17 protein-coding genes and 1 riboswitch are annotated in these 18968 nt (G+C 38.5%); of the genes, 11 read left to right on the plus strand and 6 right to left on the minus strand.

The features are described 5' to 3' along the window. Positions 1–114 precede the first annotated feature (114 nt). Positions 115–2325: a cell surface protein gene (locus BK139_RS12950; RefSeq protein WP_076259399.1), complete on the plus strand. Its 2211-nt coding sequence runs from the start codon at positions 115–117 to the stop codon at positions 2323–2325. Positions 2326–2371: 46 nt separating this feature from the next. On the opposite strand, the gene BK139_RS12955 is transcribed toward BK139_RS12950, so the two are convergent. Then, positions 2372–3952: a C39 family peptidase gene (locus BK139_RS12955; RefSeq protein WP_076259402.1), complete on the minus strand. Its 1581-nt coding sequence runs from the start codon at positions 3950–3952 to the stop codon at positions 2372–2374. A gap of 694 nt (positions 3953–4646) precedes the next feature. Here BK139_RS12955 and BK139_RS12960 point away from each other — a divergent pair. From BK139_RS12960 to BK139_RS23990, 5 genes are all read left to right on the plus strand, one after another. After that, complete coding sequence (locus tag BK139_RS12960) at positions 4647–7346, plus strand: hypothetical protein (RefSeq protein ID WP_076259405.1); 2700 nt, start codon at positions 4647–4649, stop codon at positions 7344–7346. Between the two features lie 285 nt (positions 7347–7631). Beyond that, a complete protein-coding gene (locus BK139_RS12965; RefSeq protein ID WP_083675359.1) occupies positions 7632–8369 on the plus strand; it encodes a recombinase family protein in 738 nt (245 codons plus the stop codon). A gap of 173 nt (positions 8370–8542) precedes the next feature. Continuing rightward, positions 8543–9595, plus strand: coding sequence for a hypothetical protein (locus BK139_RS12970; protein ID WP_076259410.1), 1053 nt, complete (start codon positions 8543–8545; stop codon positions 9593–9595). Between the two features lie 22 nt (positions 9596–9617). Beyond that, a riboswitch (cyclic di-GMP riboswitch) is annotated at positions 9618–9701 on the plus strand. A gap of 28 nt (positions 9702–9729) precedes the next feature. Then, complete coding sequence (locus BK139_RS12975; protein ID WP_076259412.1) at positions 9730–10629, plus strand: Ig-like domain-containing domain; 900 nt, start codon at positions 9730–9732, stop codon at positions 10627–10629. Between the two features lie 114 nt (positions 10630–10743). Beyond that, entirely contained in the window at positions 10744–11541 is a 798-nt protein-coding gene (locus tag BK139_RS23990; RefSeq protein WP_076259414.1) for an ankyrin repeat domain-containing protein, read from the plus strand. A 155-nt stretch (positions 11542–11696) separates the two neighbouring features. Here the strand turns inward: BK139_RS23990 and BK139_RS12985 are convergent, their stop codons facing one another. After that, positions 11697–11900, minus strand: coding sequence for a helix-turn-helix transcriptional regulator (locus tag BK139_RS12985; protein ID WP_076259416.1), 204 nt, complete (start codon positions 11898–11900; stop codon positions 11697–11699). Positions 11901–12211: 311 nt separating this feature from the next. Between BK139_RS12985 and BK139_RS12990 the strand changes: the two genes are divergently transcribed. From BK139_RS12990 to BK139_RS13010, 5 genes are all read left to right on the plus strand, one after another. After that, complete coding sequence (locus BK139_RS12990; protein ID WP_139325627.1) at positions 12212–12610, plus strand: hypothetical protein; 399 nt, start codon at positions 12212–12214, stop codon at positions 12608–12610. Between the two features lie 184 nt (positions 12611–12794). Further along, positions 12795–13805, plus strand: a complete 1011-nt coding sequence (locus tag BK139_RS12995; RefSeq protein ID WP_076259420.1) for a PDDEXK-like family protein — start codon at positions 12795–12797, stop codon at positions 13803–13805. 51 nt (positions 13806–13856) lie between these two features. Then, positions 13857–14255: a hypothetical protein gene (locus BK139_RS13000; protein WP_076259422.1), complete on the plus strand. Its 399-nt coding sequence runs from the start codon at positions 13857–13859 to the stop codon at positions 14253–14255. Positions 14256–14395: 140 nt separating this feature from the next. Next, positions 14396–15187 (plus strand): lipid II flippase Amj family protein, encoded by a 792-nt coding sequence (locus BK139_RS13005; RefSeq protein WP_076259424.1) that lies wholly within the window; start codon positions 14396–14398, stop codon positions 15185–15187. Positions 15188–15364: 177 nt separating this feature from the next. Continuing rightward, entirely contained in the window at positions 15365–15559 is a 195-nt protein-coding gene (locus tag BK139_RS13010; RefSeq protein ID WP_076259426.1) for a hypothetical protein, read from the plus strand. A gap of 491 nt (positions 15560–16050) precedes the next feature. Here the strand turns inward: BK139_RS13010 and BK139_RS13015 are convergent, their stop codons facing one another. The 4 genes from BK139_RS13015 to BK139_RS13030 all read right to left on the minus strand — a co-directional run bounded on the left by BK139_RS13015 (position 16051) and on the right by BK139_RS13030 (position 18957). After that, the gene (locus BK139_RS13015; RefSeq protein WP_083675361.1) at positions 16051–16659 is read right to left on the minus strand and encodes a ribulose-phosphate 3-epimerase; all 609 of its coding nucleotides are present in this window, start codon (positions 16657–16659) and stop codon (positions 16051–16053) included. 42 nt (positions 16660–16701) lie between these two features. Further along, on the minus strand, positions 16702–18057 hold the full coding sequence (locus tag BK139_RS13020) for a PTS galactitol transporter subunit IIC (protein ID WP_076259428.1): 1356 nt from the start codon (positions 18055–18057) through the stop codon (positions 16702–16704). A gap of 18 nt (positions 18058–18075) precedes the next feature. Then, on the minus strand, positions 18076–18360 hold the full coding sequence (locus BK139_RS13025) for a PTS sugar transporter subunit IIB (protein ID WP_076259430.1): 285 nt from the start codon (positions 18358–18360) through the stop codon (positions 18076–18078). A 135-nt stretch (positions 18361–18495) separates the two neighbouring features. Beyond that, on the minus strand, positions 18496–18957 hold the full coding sequence (locus BK139_RS13030; protein WP_175609115.1) for a PTS sugar transporter subunit IIA: 462 nt from the start codon (positions 18955–18957) through the stop codon (positions 18496–18498). Between the last annotated feature and the right edge of the window lie 11 nt (positions 18958–18968).

The following is an 18968-nucleotide window of genomic DNA, read 5'->3' on the forward strand; positions in this document are numbered from 1 at the left end:
TACCAATATTATCATAATGAAATTCTCATAATTACAAATTATGATAAAGATATTCTGGAAGTTAATAAAAATTTTGGAAGATTATTAAAATCATAGAAAAGGTGGAATAAACAAGTGGGCAAAAAATTCAGTAAGACAGTTAAATTGGCAGGGGCAGCAGCCATTGCAGCTTCCGCTTTCGCAGCCGTTAATCCTGCTCAGGCAGACGCAGCTTCAACAGCCGAAAGTCTGGTTTTGAAAGCAGAACAAAGCAAAGTGCCTCTTATCCGTGCAACATCAGTGGACTATGATGCCGATGCTGTCACACAGCCGTGGGCTCTCTATAACAAGGCCAAAAAAGATTACGCAGCAGCTAAAGCAGCAGTCAATAAATTATCAGGCAAGCAGAAAGTGCAGCTAAGCGCCAGACTGGATACGGTAAAGCTTTATATTGACCGTACAGCTGCCTATATTGATGCCATTTCTTCCGGCAAAAAACTTCTAAAAGGCACTGGTGAAATGGAGAAATATCTGGAAGAAGGGAAAATGGAAGAAGCAACAGCGGCTTACCATAAACTTTCATATGAAATAAAGAAGCAGGCCATCATTCTTTACCGTGTGTATGGACAGTCTACAAGACAGGCCATTCTTGATACCTACAAGGCGCCTGCAGAGGATGCGAAGTTTCAGGCACTTTACCCTGTAAGTATTCACATTGAACTGGACCGATATGAAGCAGCCTTGGAGAAGGAAGATTTTGACCAGGTGGCAAAGCACGATAAAAATGTAAATGAGTGGCTGGAGTATGTTGATAATGAGGAACTCTATGACCTGCTGTCAGACCGGTACAGAGAGATCATCGCTTCATACACGGATGGCCTTGAAGATGTAGCTGAAATCGGATTTTATGAAGATGCTTACTATGTAACTGGTCTGCCTGGAATGACAGCGTATGATATGATTGGCTTCTTTGACAGTGAAGGAAATGAATTGTTTATCGATGGTGTGGAAAATGCCTTTATCATTAAAGATGATAAGGGGTACTTCACAGACCTTGGATCTCTTGCACCGGCATATGCAAAAGACGGTCTTAAAGAAACTGGCCCTGTTAAAATCCAGCTGTTCGACCGTGAAACAAGCGAATTAATTCTGGAAGAGACAATTGAGGTGAAGGACGGAACTCAGCTTTACAGCCTGGAAAAAGGGAAAATCGTAAATGCTGAAGGCAAAGATGCTGCTTATACAGTAACTGGACAAACCTATCAGTTCACACCATCTGAGGCGATGACGCTAAACGGAGATATCATCGGTGATGAAGAAGGGGAAGAGTTAAAGCTAGACCAATTTCCTGGCATTACGTTTAAATCTTCTGATGTAACAAAGTTCGTTGTGAATGCTTCCGGGAAAATTACGCCTGTGGCACCTGGTAAGGCTAGTTTAATCGTGACATGGAACGAAATGGAGTATAAGCTTCCAATCGAAGTGAAATCTGCGTCTGCTGTTGCAGAATTTGGACTGGCTTCCGGGAAAACAAAGATTCTCTTAAGCGGTGACACTGATTTTGACAGCTTAATTGATGCAGGATACTTCACGGCAAAAGATCAATATGGAAATGAAGCGGATTTGAAGAGTGTAAATGCCCAGCTGTTTACCAGCCAAGAGTCTGTCTTCACAGCGAGCGGTGAAAACATCACCGTGAAGGGGAAAGATGGGGATACAGCTTCCCTGATTGTGAAAATAAACGGCATCGTGAAATCAATTCCAGTTGCACTTGATAAAACGGCTCCTGTTTTAGAGGGTGCTGCTGATCAATCTGCTGTGAATCAGGCAGTAACGGTATCCACAAAAGCAGCCGATGTAGCTTCTGTGTCAGCAGCCAAAAATGGTACAGCCATAACTGGATATACATTATCCACACCTTTAACAGATGAAGGAATGTATGAAGTAACCGCAATAGATTTTGCCGGCAACAAGAGTGTTCTTAAATTTGAAATCGATAAAACAGCGCCGGCATTAACGGTTTCAGGAACGGCAGGCGCTCCAGTGATTACAGCATCTGAAGCTCTTTATTACAAGGACTCAGCCGGAAAGCTTACAGCGATTAAGAGCGCTGAGCTTGACGAGACTCAGGCTAACGCACTGTTCACTTATACAGGAGCAGGGAAACTGAAATCTGCAGCTGTCAACGCGGATCAGCATAAGTGGTCATTTACAACAGAAGGTACGGCAGCAAATGACACGGTCCTTTACAAAGATGAGGAACTATTTGATAAGGCAGGAAATAAGCTTGCAGGATCTGTTAAGGCAACATTTAATGGGACAGTTTGGGTGTTAAGCACACAGTAAGATAAGGAAATGGCCGGACTCTCTTGATGAGCGTCCGGCCATTTTTTTATTGCTTAAATTCAGCTAGTTTTTCTAAATAAACAGCTTTTACCGAAGCATCCGGTATCTGGCTGACCAGTTTTTCTATTTCTGCGACTCTAGTATTATATTCTTCATCAGAAATCGGCTGTTTGCTTAATGCTTCAAGCTCGTCGATTTTCATTTTGGCGGAAATCGCAAATCGGTGTTTCTCAATTTCCTTTTCAGCGGGTGCTTTATAGGAAGCAAGTATCGCTTCTCTTGTCGACTGCCCATAAACTCTGTAAAGAAGCACGGCATTCTTTTTGATTTCATAAGAAAGAGTATGGAAGAGGCTTTCTCCTGTGTCAGACAGCGGATCAGCACTCATGCTATTCTGAAGTTCATCTGTCATGGCCAGCAGCTTTTTGCCGGATGTAACAGCATCAATATACCCCTGTGCCCGTTTATAATGAACGGCGACATTCGCATTAAGGGAAGCCTGCAATTCATTCTTCTTTGCTGTGTCAGAAATGCGGTTAATGGCTGTTTGAGCAGAATTCATGTATTTCTTTGTGCCGTTAAAATACGTCATATTCGGGTAATCCGTCACTTTTCCCGGATATTTATCCTTCCGGTAATCAATGTGAATTTCCCATTTAAGGCTGCCGGCATAAGAGATCGCTGTTTTCAGATCCCGTTCGGCAAATCCGATATTGGCTTTACTTAATACAGCAGATGATGGTGTCTCATAGCGGATATACCCGCTCATGTTTGTAACATAACCGCCGCTGCAGATTTTATACTGCCCGCCATGCTTGCTGTCATATCCGCAGACCTTTAATCCTTCCAATGGCTGGAGCACCTTTGCTGCAGAAAGACCGCTGCCTGTCCGGTTCCAAAGCGTAATCGGCTTAAGCGCTGTCAGCTTCCCGGTCTGCCCCGGAATCAGTTCTGCATCCCAATTCGGCTTCGGCACAACGGTAATGGCCTGACGCCCCATTTGGATCCACGATCCCTCAAAATTCTTGCGTGATACCTTTCGATGCTTTCCATAGTAGAGAGGATCATTGATATAGACATACTGGCTGTCATAGCCTGTCACTAAAACGGAATGCTCTTTATAGGTAATGCGAAGCGGCCCGCTTGATGTCTGCCACGTCTGGAAGTAGCTGCTGGAGAGCGGTTTGAACACTGTGTTCGTAATAACCCATACCGGGCTTCCATTATCCAGTGCACGATAAATGGCGCTGGCATTGGATCCAGTCAGATTCACCACTCTCCCAGGCAGATATTTGTTGGCCAGATCATAGATGGGTTCATTATAAACACCAAGCCCCGGCTGGCTGTATGTATACATATTGCCGACAAACCCGTCATACGGATTGCCGTGAAGGCCATTCTTCTTAAAAGGCACCTTGCGAACCTCTTTGGCAAGCGTCATTTTAGGAGCATTGACTCCCTGGCTTTCCAAAAGCATGGCCAGACTCGTAACCTCACACCCTCTCGGCAGCTCAGGCATCTGCCTGATATGCGGTGCATCCACAAGTGTTTTGGCGGAAACTTCCCCCGTCCCGGCACATAAAAACAAGATAAATAGAAAACTAATAAAATACCACTTTGACTTCAAAAATACATAACCCCCTTCGTTAGAATCAGACAAATATTATTCTACCTTAATTTGGATTAGTCTTTGTTCCTTTTTTTAAATAAGGAACAAAAGCATATATATTCAAATTTCAGAAAAATAAACTGAGTCGAACTATATCTTTTCGACTGATAAAAGATAAAATTTTCCTTGAAAATGCTAACAAAAACAATATATAGTCAAAAAGGACCACTCATAATCATCCGCCTTTTTTAATAAGTCATTAATGTTACAAAGGTGTTACTAAAAAAATATATAAAACGTTGGTATATAAGTGTTTGTGATGTGATTACAACAAAAATGACATAATCATAGTCCGTAAGAATATAATCTTAAAGTGTGCTTTTATTGTTATTTGTGGTTTTAGAGGAAATAATTACTAACCAAATTCTGCAAATATACACAAGAAAAGCCTAGAATTTCCTCTAAAAATGTATTATTATAGGAAATGTGAGAGGCGCTGGTAATTAAACCAGTTATATAGTCCTCTGACACAATTCTACTAATTTTTTAGAAGGAAATAGACATATAGGTTGATATTTCCATAGAAGATTAGTATAATTCTCGTTAAGTTTGCTAGGCAATGATTAGCATTAGCCGATAAGCTTAAAAACAGATGTAAAAGTCTGGCGGATCATTGTACTACTTTTTATATTCGAAGGGAGAAATACGAAACATGAGTAAAAAGAAAGCTATCAAATTAGCTGCTGCTTCCGCGGTTGCTGCATCTGCATTCGTTGCTGCTGCTCCAGCTCAAACTGACGCTGCAAGCAATGTTGCTGTTGAGGTAAGTAAAGCTGTAACACAAATGAAAAAGGCATACCACACTTACAGTGATGTAACTGCAAATGGTGAGTTTGCTCCAATCGCTGACGTGTACAAAGAGTACAACGCTGCGAAAGCTGCATACAAGAACGCTAAAGCTCTTGTAACAAAAGCTGGCGGAGAGCACAAAGAAGCTTACCTTGCACAATTAGATGCTACATATAACGAGTACATCGGTAAGCGCGTTGTTACTTACATTGATGCATACAACTATGCAACTGCTCTAGAAGACAAGAAAGAAGCTCTAGAAGCTGCATTAGAAAACAAAGAGTGGGATGAAGCGGAAGCGCTTTACCACGAAATTTCTTACGAACTAAAAACTCGTACAGTAATCCTTCACCGTGTATACGGCCAAACAGCTCGTGAACTTCTAGTTGACGCTTTCAAATTAGAAGCTCAAGATACTCGTGATAGCATTACAAACGAAGTATCTGTAAAAATGTACTTTGATAAAGCTGAAGATCTAGTTGCTGATGGCAAACTGGAAGATGCTAAAAAAGCTATGGATCACGTAGCTGACTACGTAGCTAAGCTTGACAAAGACACAGACTTTGGTGCTGCTCTATTAACTAAAGTTTCTGAAGTTAAAGCTGCTTACGAAGCTAAACTTGCTCCTGCAGTTGAGAGTGTAAGTGCGATTAACGGTACACAATTACTTGTTAAATTTAACAAGGTTGTTAACCAAGCTTCTGCACAAACTCCAGGCAACTACACTATTAATGGTGCAGCTGTTCCAGGAGGAGCATTAACAACTTACGAACTTCAAGAAGATAAGAAATCAGTTTTAATTACTGTTCCTGTTGCTAACAAGTTTGCTAACGATAGCAGTTTCTTAGTAGTAGTAGACGGTGTTAAAACTGTTGATGCTAAAGATGTAGCTAAATACACGAATGCAGTATCATTTGCAGACCATGCAGCTCCAACTCTTGGTGGTGTAACATATCCTTCAAATACAACAGCAAAAATTGCTTTCTCAGAGGGCATGACTGCTTTAGCTGGTTCCGCTGTTAAAGTATACGATGGAAATACAGAAGTAACTGGTGCTGGTTTACAATCAGTTAACGGAATCGCAAATAACGGAGATAAAGAAATCGTTATCGATTTAGCGAATGCTGAAGTTAACAAAACTTACACCGTAAAAGTATTCGGAGCATTAGACCTTTATGGTAATTTTGCTGGTACTCAAACTTTCACTGTTGTAAGAACAAATGCTGATACAGTAAAACCAACAGTTGAAAGTGTAGAAGCAATTTCTCTAGATACTTTCAAAATCAACTTCTCTGAAAGAGTATCTGTAGACCCAGGAACTCCTGCTAACGGATATGGAGATATCTCAGTTGGTAGCTTCACAGGGAAACTTCTTACTGGAAGCACTGGTGTAACTACTGTAACTCCAAGTACAGATGGTAAGTCTTTAACAGTAGTATTAGGAACTCCTGCTACAGCTGGATTAAACTCTGTAAAGGTTGACAACTTCTTTGATGCTTCTGGCAACAAACAAGAATCTGAGTTTATTAAAGTTATCAACTTTGCTGTTGATACAAAAGCTCCAGCTGTTACAAAAACAGAGGTAATTGGCGACGATTTATATGTAACTTTCGATGATAGCGATATCGCATTAGGTGCTACTGCTACTGATTTAATCAACATCACTCGAGTTGATAACAACATTGAGTATCCTGTTGCTAACTTTGGTGCTGCTGCACTTCATGATGCAGATGGCAATGGTAAAACTGACACAATCAAAATTTCTCTAGCGGGTAAAGATAAAGGTGTATACTCAGCTACTTTGGCTGCTGGCGTTGTTCAAGACAAAGCAGCTACACCTAATGGAAACGTAGCTAAGTCAATTTCATTCTCTTACAATGCGGCTACGTCTACTGCTAAGCCTAAGGTATCTGATGATAATGACACTACAAACGGTATCTCTACTGGATTTACAGGCCAATCAATTGCTAAGCCGAACGAAATCGTTCTTACATTTGATAAGCCAGTTTCCTCTGCTACAGCTCTAAACCTTAACAACTACCTAGTTGATGGGGTTGCAGTATTTGAAAAAGCAATCTTTGTTGGTGACGACAAAACAGTTCGTTTAACATTGAAGCAAGATGCTATCGCTGTAACAGCTACTCGTGCTTTCACTGTTCAAAACGTAACTTCAACAGCTGGAGTAGCAATGGATACTATCACATTTGCTCAACCGTTTACTGAAAACGTAGCTCCTACATTAAAATCAGCTCGTCTTCTATCATCAACTGAAATTGAAGTTAAATTTACTGAAGCAGTTGCAGATACAACATTAGAGACAGGCGCAGTTAAAGACTTCGAAGTTTATGTTGGTGGAGTAAAACGTGAAGAAATTCCTGCTACTGTTAGCGTAGCTGGTTCTGGCGATACTTATGTTATCACTCTTCAGGCTGGTAATGCTCTAACAGCAGAAGACTTAGCTAAAGAAATTCAAGTTAAATTACTTTCTACTACTGATGCAACTGATACTTCTGCAATCAATAATGCAGCTAAAGGTGACGTTTCAGTAACTGTAGCTAAGTAATCTTCAAAGAGACAAGGGGACAGGTTCAGCGTCCCAGGTCAAAGGAAAGCTCTGAAGAGATATCTCTTCAGAGCTTTTTTATTTTGCAAGTTGGCGCAACATATTTAATTTCAATATAACAAAATGAATAATTTGGACTGTAAGTGAAAATAATACCCTTGAACCAAATTCTTCTAATCTAATTAACTAGTTATTAATCATTAACTAGTTAAAAATTAATAGGAGGACGAAATGGAAAACCATACTGCAATCACCTATGCTTGAAAGTCAGTTAAAGTAAAAGGTATTTCAGTTGAACAAGGGGTTAGTTATCAGCAAGTAACCATAGAAGAGTATGCAAAAAAGCATAATATGAACATTATTAAGAAATACAGCGATATTGGATATTCAGGGGCAAGTCTAGAACGGCCAGAACTGTTAGAGATGCTAAATGATTTAAAGTTAAGCCAGGTTGATTACTTACTGGTATTTTCAGTAGATCGATTTGGAAGAGACCTAGTTAATAATATTGACACGATGTTAGAAATATTAGATTTGGTAAAGCACGTAGTCTTTATTACAGAAAGCTTTAGTAGTTCAAGTGAGTATTTTAAAATGTTCTTTCTAATTTTGACAGCCATTTCTCAGGAAGAAAGAGAGAGGTTGTTATCTAGAGTTAAAGAGGGAAGAAGAGTAAAGGTTTTAATAAGAGAGGCATATGACGGAAAATATCCACTTGGCTATGTCAAAATGGCCAGTAGTGAAGTGATTTCTCCAGTAAATGAGGAAACATCAGATGACTTATCAAAGATTCAAGAAATACATATCTTAAAGTATATTTTTAAAACAAGGGGACGGTTCTCGAGTTTCATTTATAAAATGGGACAAGATACTCGTCCCACCAAAGAAAGCTCTGTGGAGAAACATCTCTACAGGGTTTTCCTATTTATTTTTAGGATTGGAAGAGTCTGCAAAATTCCCTGCACAAAGCTTTCATTCTGGAACGTGGTCCTGTCTCCTTGGCCCTCTAATCATGAATCATAGTTATACACGAGACAATTGGTGCAGGTGATTCAGATCTCATAGTATTTTTAATTCATGCAGAAAGTTAAAAAGCTAAATACGATGACAAGCAGTATAAACCCCCTGGAAAATTTTATAAAAAATAGTAATATAGTGCTATGATAATAAGTACATAATCATTAAGGGGGTTGAACATGAGAAAATATATGGGTGCAATTATTTTAGCGCTATTTGCTCTCACATCTTGTTCTGAAGGAACCGGAAAGAGCGGTGATGAAAATGAGAAAAAAGAGCAAAATGAAACACTTGAAGAAACCGTTAATAAAGATGCATCAGGGCCTAAGGGTAATGAGGGCAAAGTAGAAGCTGCAAAAGAAGAGGAGTACTCTTTTAAAGAGTTTGTTAAGTTAAGTGAACAACAGCAGCGAGAAACCATTATACCCATGGTGAATAAATTGGGCTATAAGGATGAATTAGGCTTAAAACTGTTGACCTTTATTAATGAGGAAGATTCGGATCTTGCTGAATACTATAAAACCATAAATGAATATGTAACTTATTATATTGAAAACTCCAGTATGCCGTCTCTTCAATTAGAAACGTCAATAGATGATAAAGGTTACCAGTTGCCAGAAGGTGTTAACCTGACAGAAGAGATCATAAACAAGAGAATTGCCGCGGTAAAAGGAAAACCCTTATTTGAGATTACAGAGACTGATCAGCTAACCATCTTGGGGATTGGAATGGGTGATTCCTATGAGGGGGTTGCTGAAAAGCTAGGTGAACCAGACCATGTAAATAGAATTAAGCAAAGTGGTGTAACACACAATGAATACCATTTTCATATACCAGGAAATACACTGGCAGATGGGTTGAATCGATATCAGATTATCTTACGATATGAAGATAATGGAGAAACGCCAGATGCGATCAGTAAGATCAAATTGATTGTAGATAATAAAGACGATATTAAACCATCGGTAGAATTACCAAGTGAGTTTACAGCCAGGTTTTCAGGCGAAACGTATATTCATAGTCCTGTAAACAAACATGGGGACGGTTCTGCTGTTTCCTTAGAAGGAAAGCTTTGTGGAGAGAAATCTTTACAGGGCTTTTCTTTTTACTTATGTCTCACATACATTAACTTTGGTTGGCTGCCCCTAATAAATCTTCATGAACCATTAAGTGAAAGGAGAAAGCGAGGAAATAGGGACGGGGTCACTGTCCCTGTCAACCAGACCATATAAATTATTTGTAAATTTATCCGATAATAATAATGGGTACAGCCAAAGAAATTTGGTGTCACAAAGCTATAGGGGCTAAGGAGTGATTCTATGCCAGCCAGCTGCCAGGCCCTAAAATTTTGAAGGAGGAATAGGGAATGAAAAATTTTACACCTGCAGTAGCTGCCGTTCTTGCATTGGGAATGGTGTTCTCAGGTCCGGCTTTTGCAGCACCAAAAGATAATCCCAAGTCGGAAAAGGTACAGAAAGTGAAGGAGAATCAACAGTCTAACAAAGGTCAGACTCAGCAGTTAAAATCTATTGACAAGCAATTAGATAAGATTGAAGAAAAAATAACCCACTATCAAGAAAAGCTGCAGAATCTTTATAAACCTATTGAGGATAATGTGGATGTATCTGAAGAGGAACCTATTAGAGAAGATAATAGTGACAGTATAGACAATGATGATACAAATGAAGTCGATGAAGCAGACAGTTCAATTGACGAAGAAGCTGGGGAAGTAGAAGAAGAATTAAATGAATACCCTGGTTATGCTGGCAAATTCAATGCACTTCAAAACCGCTTAGATGCAGTAAATAATCGTCTGGATTCACTCGCTGCAAAAGGAACAGCTGCCGAAGAATGGCAATCTCGTTATGGCAGAATTGAATTGCTTAGTACTCAGATTAACGAAGTTTTAACGACGCTTAAAGAGTTACAGAATGATGTACAAGAAAAAGTGGATAATGATGAATCTGCAGAAGAGTTGGAACCAACAAAATCAGAGGTTCCAGCATCAAAAGAATGGAACATAAAATTTTCTCAAAAACTTAATGAAAAAACACTTTCAAACTTAGACATAATTGTTCTTGATACAGCGGAAAACCTTATTGAGACATCAATCAGTTATTCTGAAGAAACAAAATCAATAACAATCAAACCTGCCCAGCCGTATAAAGCAGGCGAAACTTATACACTATACATCGGCAAGGATATCTCAGGGGAAAATGGCTTAAAGCTAAAGAACTCTGTAAAAATGACTTTTTCAATTGAATGATTTGGAGCCTCACTCAGTATCGAAAAGCTCAACTTTTCATAGTTGAGAGCTAAATGAAGTTTTAATGCAGCGCTAGTGCTATGAACTATATTCAAAGAGAAAGAAGGGAACTTCTTGAAGTTGTTAAAATTATTTATATCTCTCATTCTGCTGCTGGTCATTAGTGCAAATCCTTCAAATATAAGTGCGGCCGGTACAGAGGACGATTTTTGCTCCCAATTTAAAGGACAATCAAAAATTTGGTGGGATGGGATTGAGTTAAAGCCAGGACAAATCGGACGATTGAGTATTAAGCAGAATACACCTCTGTTTAAATTAGAAGGAGAGAAAAAGACTATTTCCCGTACGTTGAAAGCAGGAGAGTTTTACCGTATCTATGCTTTTAAGCCGGGTATGTTAAGTGTGGGTGGAGGATATTATGTTGATCGTGATGTAAAAATCACCTATCAAACTCCAAGTAAAACAAAATTAGCTGCGGTAAAATGTATCAATAATCCATCAAAAGTTGTTTCTTATAAAGAACTGGAGAAAGCAGTAATCTATGAAGGAGACCTTGGCAAAATTGAGAAATACCTAAGCGATTATGATGATAAATATGATCTTTCTAAATTATTGGCTCAGGTATCTTATTTAAGTACGGATAGAAATAGATTTGGATATAATGAAATTGCTGTCTTATTACTAAATAGCGGTGCAGATCCAAACTTCGAAGATTTTCAAGGTTTTACGCCACTGTCTCATGCCGTTCTCCAGCAAAACGCTGGTTTAGCCAAGATTTTAATCGAAGCAGGTGCAAGCACAGACTTTGTTAATCCTATTTCGGGTGAACAATTAATAGATGAAGTGTATGAAACTGGAAACACTGACCTTATAAGACTATTTGAGGAAAACTGGGTAATTTCCGTCTCTTAAACATGGGGACGGTTCTGCTGTTTCCATAGTAGAAGGAAAGCTCTGTGGAGAGAAATCTTTACAGGGCTTTTCTTTTGCGAGAAACCGAATCCGTTCCATCTGCAAGAAACCTGTCCCTTTGCTTCCATCATTCCATCACCTTTATTCCCGATTGCTTATTCATAATCCCTTAGTTCTTCAACAGTAATATCATAAAGTGAAGCTAACTGTTCCATTCTTACTGTACAGGGAAAATATCGGTCATTCTCCCAGGCGGATATCATATAAACACTTACTCCGATTATTTTTGCAGCCTCTTTTTGGGTTAAGTTACGGGCCAATCGTTTCATTCTTAATTTGTGACCGATAGCTGGATACATATGAATACCTCTTAAGATGATATTTATAGGCATATTTTACTAATTAATGATTATTATAGTAGTCCTATTGTCACTTGAATATGGAGGTTCCCGCCAAGGAAAATGGTGTTTATTAGTTTGTTTCTTTCAGTATTATAACTCTAGGCATATTCTTACACAGTTGTAATTCAAGTCAGGGGTACTAGCTGGGTCCTTTTGGCACCCTAATGTAAATTTGTAATAAACCAATTTTTGCTATAATCAACAATGTGAAAGGAGAATGAAACTAGATGATTAACTTCCTTCATAGACACCGGAAAAGAGGTGCGAATTTGGTACGTTTTTTGATTTTCTTAATCCTGCTTTTTGCACTTTCTGGCTGCACTCAAAAAAGCGAAGAAGGAATTCGAACTGAAATATACTCAGCAGGAACAAACTATTTTGGATCCATGCAGAAAAGTGTCGATGAAATGGACCAATCTCCATCCAAGGGTGTTGTATCGAATTCAGATCACTTTAAGGAAGTATGTACAAAAAAATTTGATTACAGTAAGCTCTCAAAAAAAGAAACAAAGTTTATTGATAGTGTTGGTGATTTAAGAATAGCTTACGAACACGTGGTAGATAGCCGCAATCCTAAATATAAAGGCAGTTTTAATGAAGAAGCAGCATTAAGCGAATTTAATAGTTTATCACAAAAATTTATAAATAATTATAAAGTAGATAAATAGAATAAGATTATTGCGAGTTAAGAGCAAAGGTCCAGCCAGAGCCGCCTCTTCCTGCATCGGAAATCAACGGGCAGAATTCATAAACCAAAAATAACAAACTTTGAAAAAAGAGCCTAAATGAAAGAAGGCGGATCACATAGAAGTTCAGCAGAAAATTGATAAATTTAATGAGCTATTAGAAGATATGAAGCAATTTATCCAGCCTAAAAGAGAAAAAACCGTGTTTTCCATAGGCGGAAGAGGGCATTTTGAAAATCCCATCAGTGATGTAATGGCTTTCTATTTGGATCCAAGTGAAGAGCATAATTTTGGGGCACTTTTCATATCAAGTTTCTTAACAGTGTTAGGGAAGAACTTAGAGATTATTGAAGAGAGCCCTATCGAAAAGATAGAACGGGAAGCAGTAACACTCTCCGGGAACCGTATCGATATTGTTGCTGCAAGCGAGAATTGGGTTCTTGTGATCGAAAATAAAATATATCACTCTTTGCTTAATCCGTTAAATGACTATGAATTATATGTAAAGGCAAAATACCCTAATAGAGACCATATACTGGTTGTGTTATCGTTAAATGGATTATCAGGCATTCCTGACAATTGGAATAACATCTTGTATCAAGAACTGATAGAAGAAATTAAAAAACAGGCTGGGCCTTTCATGTTCAACTCAAGTAATGCCAAATGGTCCTTTTTTTTAAGGGACTTTATATTGAATTTAGAAGAACTAATAGGAGAACAAAAAGTGGACAAACAATTAATGGATTTTGCGAAAAAAAACTATAGCAGAATGCTCGAGCTCCTTGAGATTAAAGAACAATATATTGATTCCTTAAGAAGGATGTTTTCATCAGTTTTATTAGAGACCACAGGCAGCGCTGTGCTGGATAAGGTTCATAACTGGTCAAAAAGAACAGCTATACGATTCTATTGCCCCGATAAATGGGGAGAGAAAACAAACCTTGTTTTAGTGGTGCTTCCCCAAGGTGATTTCAAAATTTATTATTATGTATACGGAATTGAAGAACAACATCATGAGGCTGAAAATAAAAGATTGATAATGAATGATTATAACCATTGGAAGGAAAATAAGGGAACCATATTATGCTATAAATCAGAAAAAAGATTTGATATGGAAGGTGCAAAAGAAGAATTTACATTTGCGGCACAGCATCTGAACCATTACTTTTCCTCTTAGGAAACAGTTATTTCTATTATCAAAGTCAAAACTTCAGGAGGAAATTCGAAAATGAAATGTAAATTATATTTAGCAGCGATATTGTTAGTTATTCCTTTTGTATTCTCCACAGTAAATGCCGAAGCAGCATCTGCAAAGGTCTGGTGGGATGGAACAGAATTGAAAAAGGGACAAATAGGCAGAGTGACGATGCTGAAAACCGGGTTCTCTATCTTTAAGTTAGAAGATGGGAAGATGGTTCCAGCCCGTTATGTGAAAAAGGGTGAAGTATTCCGCGTTTATGGAATCTACCGTGATGACTACACAACGAATTATGCTTTGGGAGCCAACCTGTTTGCCTATAGAAGCAGCCACCGATTGGATGGCAGCAACGAATATTTTCAAAAGAATTTATTCTATGAGACACCTTCTAAAGCTAAGCTGGAGTTAGTTAAGCAAGTAAATAACTAGATTGGTAGCCAGCTGCTCAGCTGGCTATTTTGTTGAAGTTGCAGTATTGACAGGCTAATAAGCGTAATAAATAATTTATGTGATAAGAGTATATTTAATCTATCTCTTAAGACCGGAAATCCAGGCTGGGGGCTTGAACTTTGGATATACAGCTAATTGGACTAGTAATTCTCACGTTAATCATTCATTTAATTGATACTTTGGCATATTCCGTTCGCCTTAATTCTGTTAAGAGCGGAAAATTTGCACTCTCCATTTCATTGTTTAATATCTTTGTGCTGTTATCAAGAACGGCAAACATGTTTCAGGCACCTTTAATCGGCGGTTTAATCGGCGCGAGTATTGCTGCTGGACAGGACTCGCTTCCTGATATCAGGCTGGTCATTTTTTCCTCTACAGCTGGTACGCTGCTAGGTATAGTATGTATTCCTACTTTTTTAAGGATTTTTTCTAAAGCTGTTGATAAGCTTGAGATTACTGGATCTGTGCCGTCTATAGTAGCAGAGTCCCTGAAGATAAATACGATAAAGCGAATAGTTAAGAGCACCACAAGTCCTCGAAGAAGAATGCTTTTTAGTATCAGATATAAGCAGATACCCAAGCGTTTCCTGCTCCTGAATACAATTATAACCGCCATCTATACGATTGGTGTTTTGTCTGCTTATTATGCAGCCTCTTTTGTTCCGGAAGAACACCGGCTGGCTGCTTCAGCATCTTCCGGTATGATAAATGGTATTGCAACAGTTCTATTAACATTATTGGTTGATCCGCAGTCAGCTATTATTACAGATCAGGCACTTAGACAAAAGCGGCCATATGGAGATGTGAAAGCACTTGTTATTTTGCTTATAGGTACAAAGTTGCTGGGAACTTTAATTGCACAGATATTTGTATTACCAGCTGCAAAAATTATTGCGAGCTTCTATAGTTAGGAATTTGCCAGCGAATTGAATGATTATGGATCCGGAGTCTTTTTTCAGCAGAAAATATTCGAAAGTTGGAATAAATAAAGAAGTATTCTGTGAAGCACATGCCCAATTCTTCGAAAGTATTATTGGTTAAATGTGACTACACTTACCATTGATGCTGAAAAGCTGGGAGTAACCCCTATGGATATAATCAATGCTCTTGCTGATAAAAGTACTGAGGCATTACCGGTGTGGAAGCCGCTGCATCTGCAGCCATTAATTAAAGGAGCAGAATATTTTTCTCACGCTTCCACCAAAAGTGTTTCTGAAGAACTCTTTAATACTGGAATCTGTCTTCCATCAGGTTCAAATCTTACAGAAAAACAGCAGGTATGAGTCATTTAAAGTGTATTAGGTGTCTGTCAGAGCCAATTGAAGCTTGTTTCTCAAAAGAGCTTATGAAATGTCTCACAAGTAAAATTGAATAACTTGTTATGTGAGTTCTAAGAAGTTAAGATAGTTAGAAGAAGAGCTTGGCTGGAGACAATCCAGCTGAGCTCTTTTTGTGTCTCATCTTTTACAAACATAGGGAAGGTTCTGCTGCTTACTTAGAAAGAAAGCTCTGTGGTGAGAAATCTTTGCAGGGCTTTTCTTTTTGCAAGAAACCAAATTCATTCCATTTGTAAGAGTCCTGTCCCTATGCTTTCATCTTTCCACCTATCTTCTGTCGACTGGTGGAATGATGATCTCGTTTTCTTTACACTCTATATCATCAATCGCGCAGTCGGTACGCCTACTAATGAAGGTGCTAGTGTAATAGACGGGAACTGTAATGTCATATGATCCCGGGTAATATGAGATTTACTTCACCATACAAAAGGCGAATTCTACGTTCCAAATATCTGTCTTCCCATTACAGCGTGACTTACCCCAATTGCTTTAAGAGATTCCAGCTTATCATAAGTGATAGCCCCATCCACCCAAATGTCAGTTTTCTGATGATTAAAACTCCGTACAAATTTAATTTTTTCGGCCATTTCAGGGATGAACATCTGGCCTTTCCCATCAGGCTCAGCTGTCATTATGAGAACACCATCAACTTTATTTAATAAATACTTATACTGATTCACCATTGTCGCCGGGTTGAATGCAAGGCCGCATTTAATTCCCTCTCTCCTAACACGCTGGATAATATCGCTCGTATAGTCAACTGACTCAACGTGTACAAAAATGATACTGGGGTTTAATGAGAAGATGTCTTCTAGATATCTATAAGGATCAGTAACCATTAAGTGAAAGGAAAAAGGGAGAGATGTTATAGACCTTAGTGCTTTAATAGTCTTCATGCCAAAAGTAATATTAGGGATAAAGTTTCCATCTTCAATGTCGATATGAAGATCTTCATAAGAATGGTGGATGCGTTTTACTTCCTTTTCCAGGCACAATTGATTAGCTGAAGCAATTGATGGAGATATAATCATCTGTTTTTTCTGCAATGCTTATACGATCCTTTCTCTATTATTGATGCTGTGACAATATCATTGTCCTGCCTCTTCCTGCGCTTCTTCTAAGCTCTTGCTTTTACGGAAGAAATATAGCATTCCTCCTGTTAAAAGGATAATCAGGATGACGCCAATAAACTTTAATTGGGCAAACAATGAAATCACATATGCTATCCAGTTACCTGCTGAAAGTGCTGTGATTTTAGCGGCTCCTTCTGGGAATTGGAATCCAGTATTCATAGCTGTTTCGGTAATAATTGGTGCGAAATAACTGGCGAATGTTAATACAACTCCCATTACGATTGTTCCGCTTATTAATGTTCTGAAAAAGTCTCCTTTGTGAATGGGAGTAGCCATTGCTATAAAAAAGGCGGTGGCGGCCAAGTCGCCAAATGGCAATGTAGTATTAAAGGGAAGTGCCATTGCTAAAATAAGTGCTACAGGTATTAGTAAAATTCCAACTGTGATTGTATTTGAATGGCCGAGGAGAACTGCTGAGTCTAAACCAATATAAAATTCAGAGCCTTTAAAACGTTTTTGCATGAAGGATTTGGCTCCATCTGAAATCGGAATCAGCCCTTCCATAATGACTTTAACCATTCTAGGTAATAGGAGCATTAGTGCTGCCATAGCAATTCCAAGCTCAGCGGTTTGTTTTAGATCATATCCAACTGCGATTCCGATGATAATACCTAGAACTAGACCTATCATTAATGGTTCGCCCATAATTCCCAACTTCTTGTTAATGGCTTCACTATCAACTCTTCTATTCTTGAATCCGGGTAATCTATCGTATATTTTGTCTAATAGCATATAAATAGGGACTGTCGTGATCGCAAACCCTTGAGGAATTGAGACTCCAGGAAGACCCAGCTCATCTTGTACTCTTTTAGCGGAAATATCAGCAATTTTTAAAGCAATGACTGCGTGGGCAGCAGCACCTAGTAATCCGTACCAAAAGCTGCCGGATATGGTCATAATGACCCCGCCGGTGAAAGCAAAGTGCCAGTAATTCCATATATCAATATTGACCGTTTTTGTCTGTTTGGTGATGAGCATGAGGATGTTGACTAGTATAATGAAGGGGATGATGACTACTCCGACTTTGGTAGCAAAAGCTAGCCCTGCAGCTGCTGGCCATCCGGCATCCACAACTGAAAGGTTTAAATTGAATTTTTCAATAAGAATAGTGGTGACAGGACCAATATAATCCCAAATCAAATTTAATACGAGATTTAAGCCGATGAATCCTATCCCGACCATGACTCCTGCGCGTATGGCTTTTAATATACTTAATCTAAATAAAAGCCCAACAATAGCGATCATGACGGGGATCATAACAATTGAACCAAGATTGCTGATGTAATCAAAAAGATTAACAATTAAATCCATAGAAGTTCCCCTTTTCTATTAAATTTGGGGGTTTAAATGACCCAATATCAAGCTTTCAGTTTCCTCTTGTCCAATTCCGGTAATAAAAGACACTGCAGTAATAGAAGGGATTTCAAAGTTTTTATTCAATTTCATCGATGTGACAATAAGGTCAGCATATTTCGTATGGCCCTCAATTTCTCCCAGGTTACATTGGATAATTTTTGCTCGAATTTGATGACTCTTTAATAGGCTGTTGAGTCTATCAACAATAAGAGTTGAAGTAGCAACACCCGCACCACAGGCAACTATGATTGTCTTCATATATAAATCACCTCCCAATAACAAGATCTATAGCAATTGCCATTATGTTTTCTCAAAGCTGATCTATAAATAAACCCATGAGGGATTATCCCAATTCAAATTAGAATCACTTCTTAAGAACGATAATATTAAAGGTCAACTTCTGTTTCTTAAATAACCATAGAGCTCTTCCGGAGTAGAGGATGAAATTAAATGTGATAGTGTTTCTTCATCTTGGAAAACCATTATTAATTCCTTTAATACATTCAAATGGCCATGGGGATCTTGGAGAGCTAACATAAATACAAGATTGGTTTCTATCTTTCTTTGGGGATCTTCCATGCTGCAAAAGTAAACAGGCTCTTTTAGAACTGCTATCGCAATAATATTTCTGTTCACATGTTCAATATCAGTGTGAGGTATGGCAATGCCTGCTGATTTGGTTTGTAAGCCGGTAGGTGAGGTTTCTTCTCTTTGTAAAACAGCTTGTTTAAACGATGCTTTCACAACTTTCTTATTGAATAAATAATCAGCAAGAATTGAGATCGCCTCGATATTCGTGTAAGCACTTACATTTAGAAAAATAAACTCTGAACTTATTAGATCTGAAAGGTGCAAATTTATTCCCT

The organism is Paenibacillus sp. FSL R5-0490 (assembly GCF_001956215.1).
Taxonomy (GTDB): Bacteria; Bacillota; Bacilli; order Bacillales; family Cytobacillaceae; genus Cytobacillus.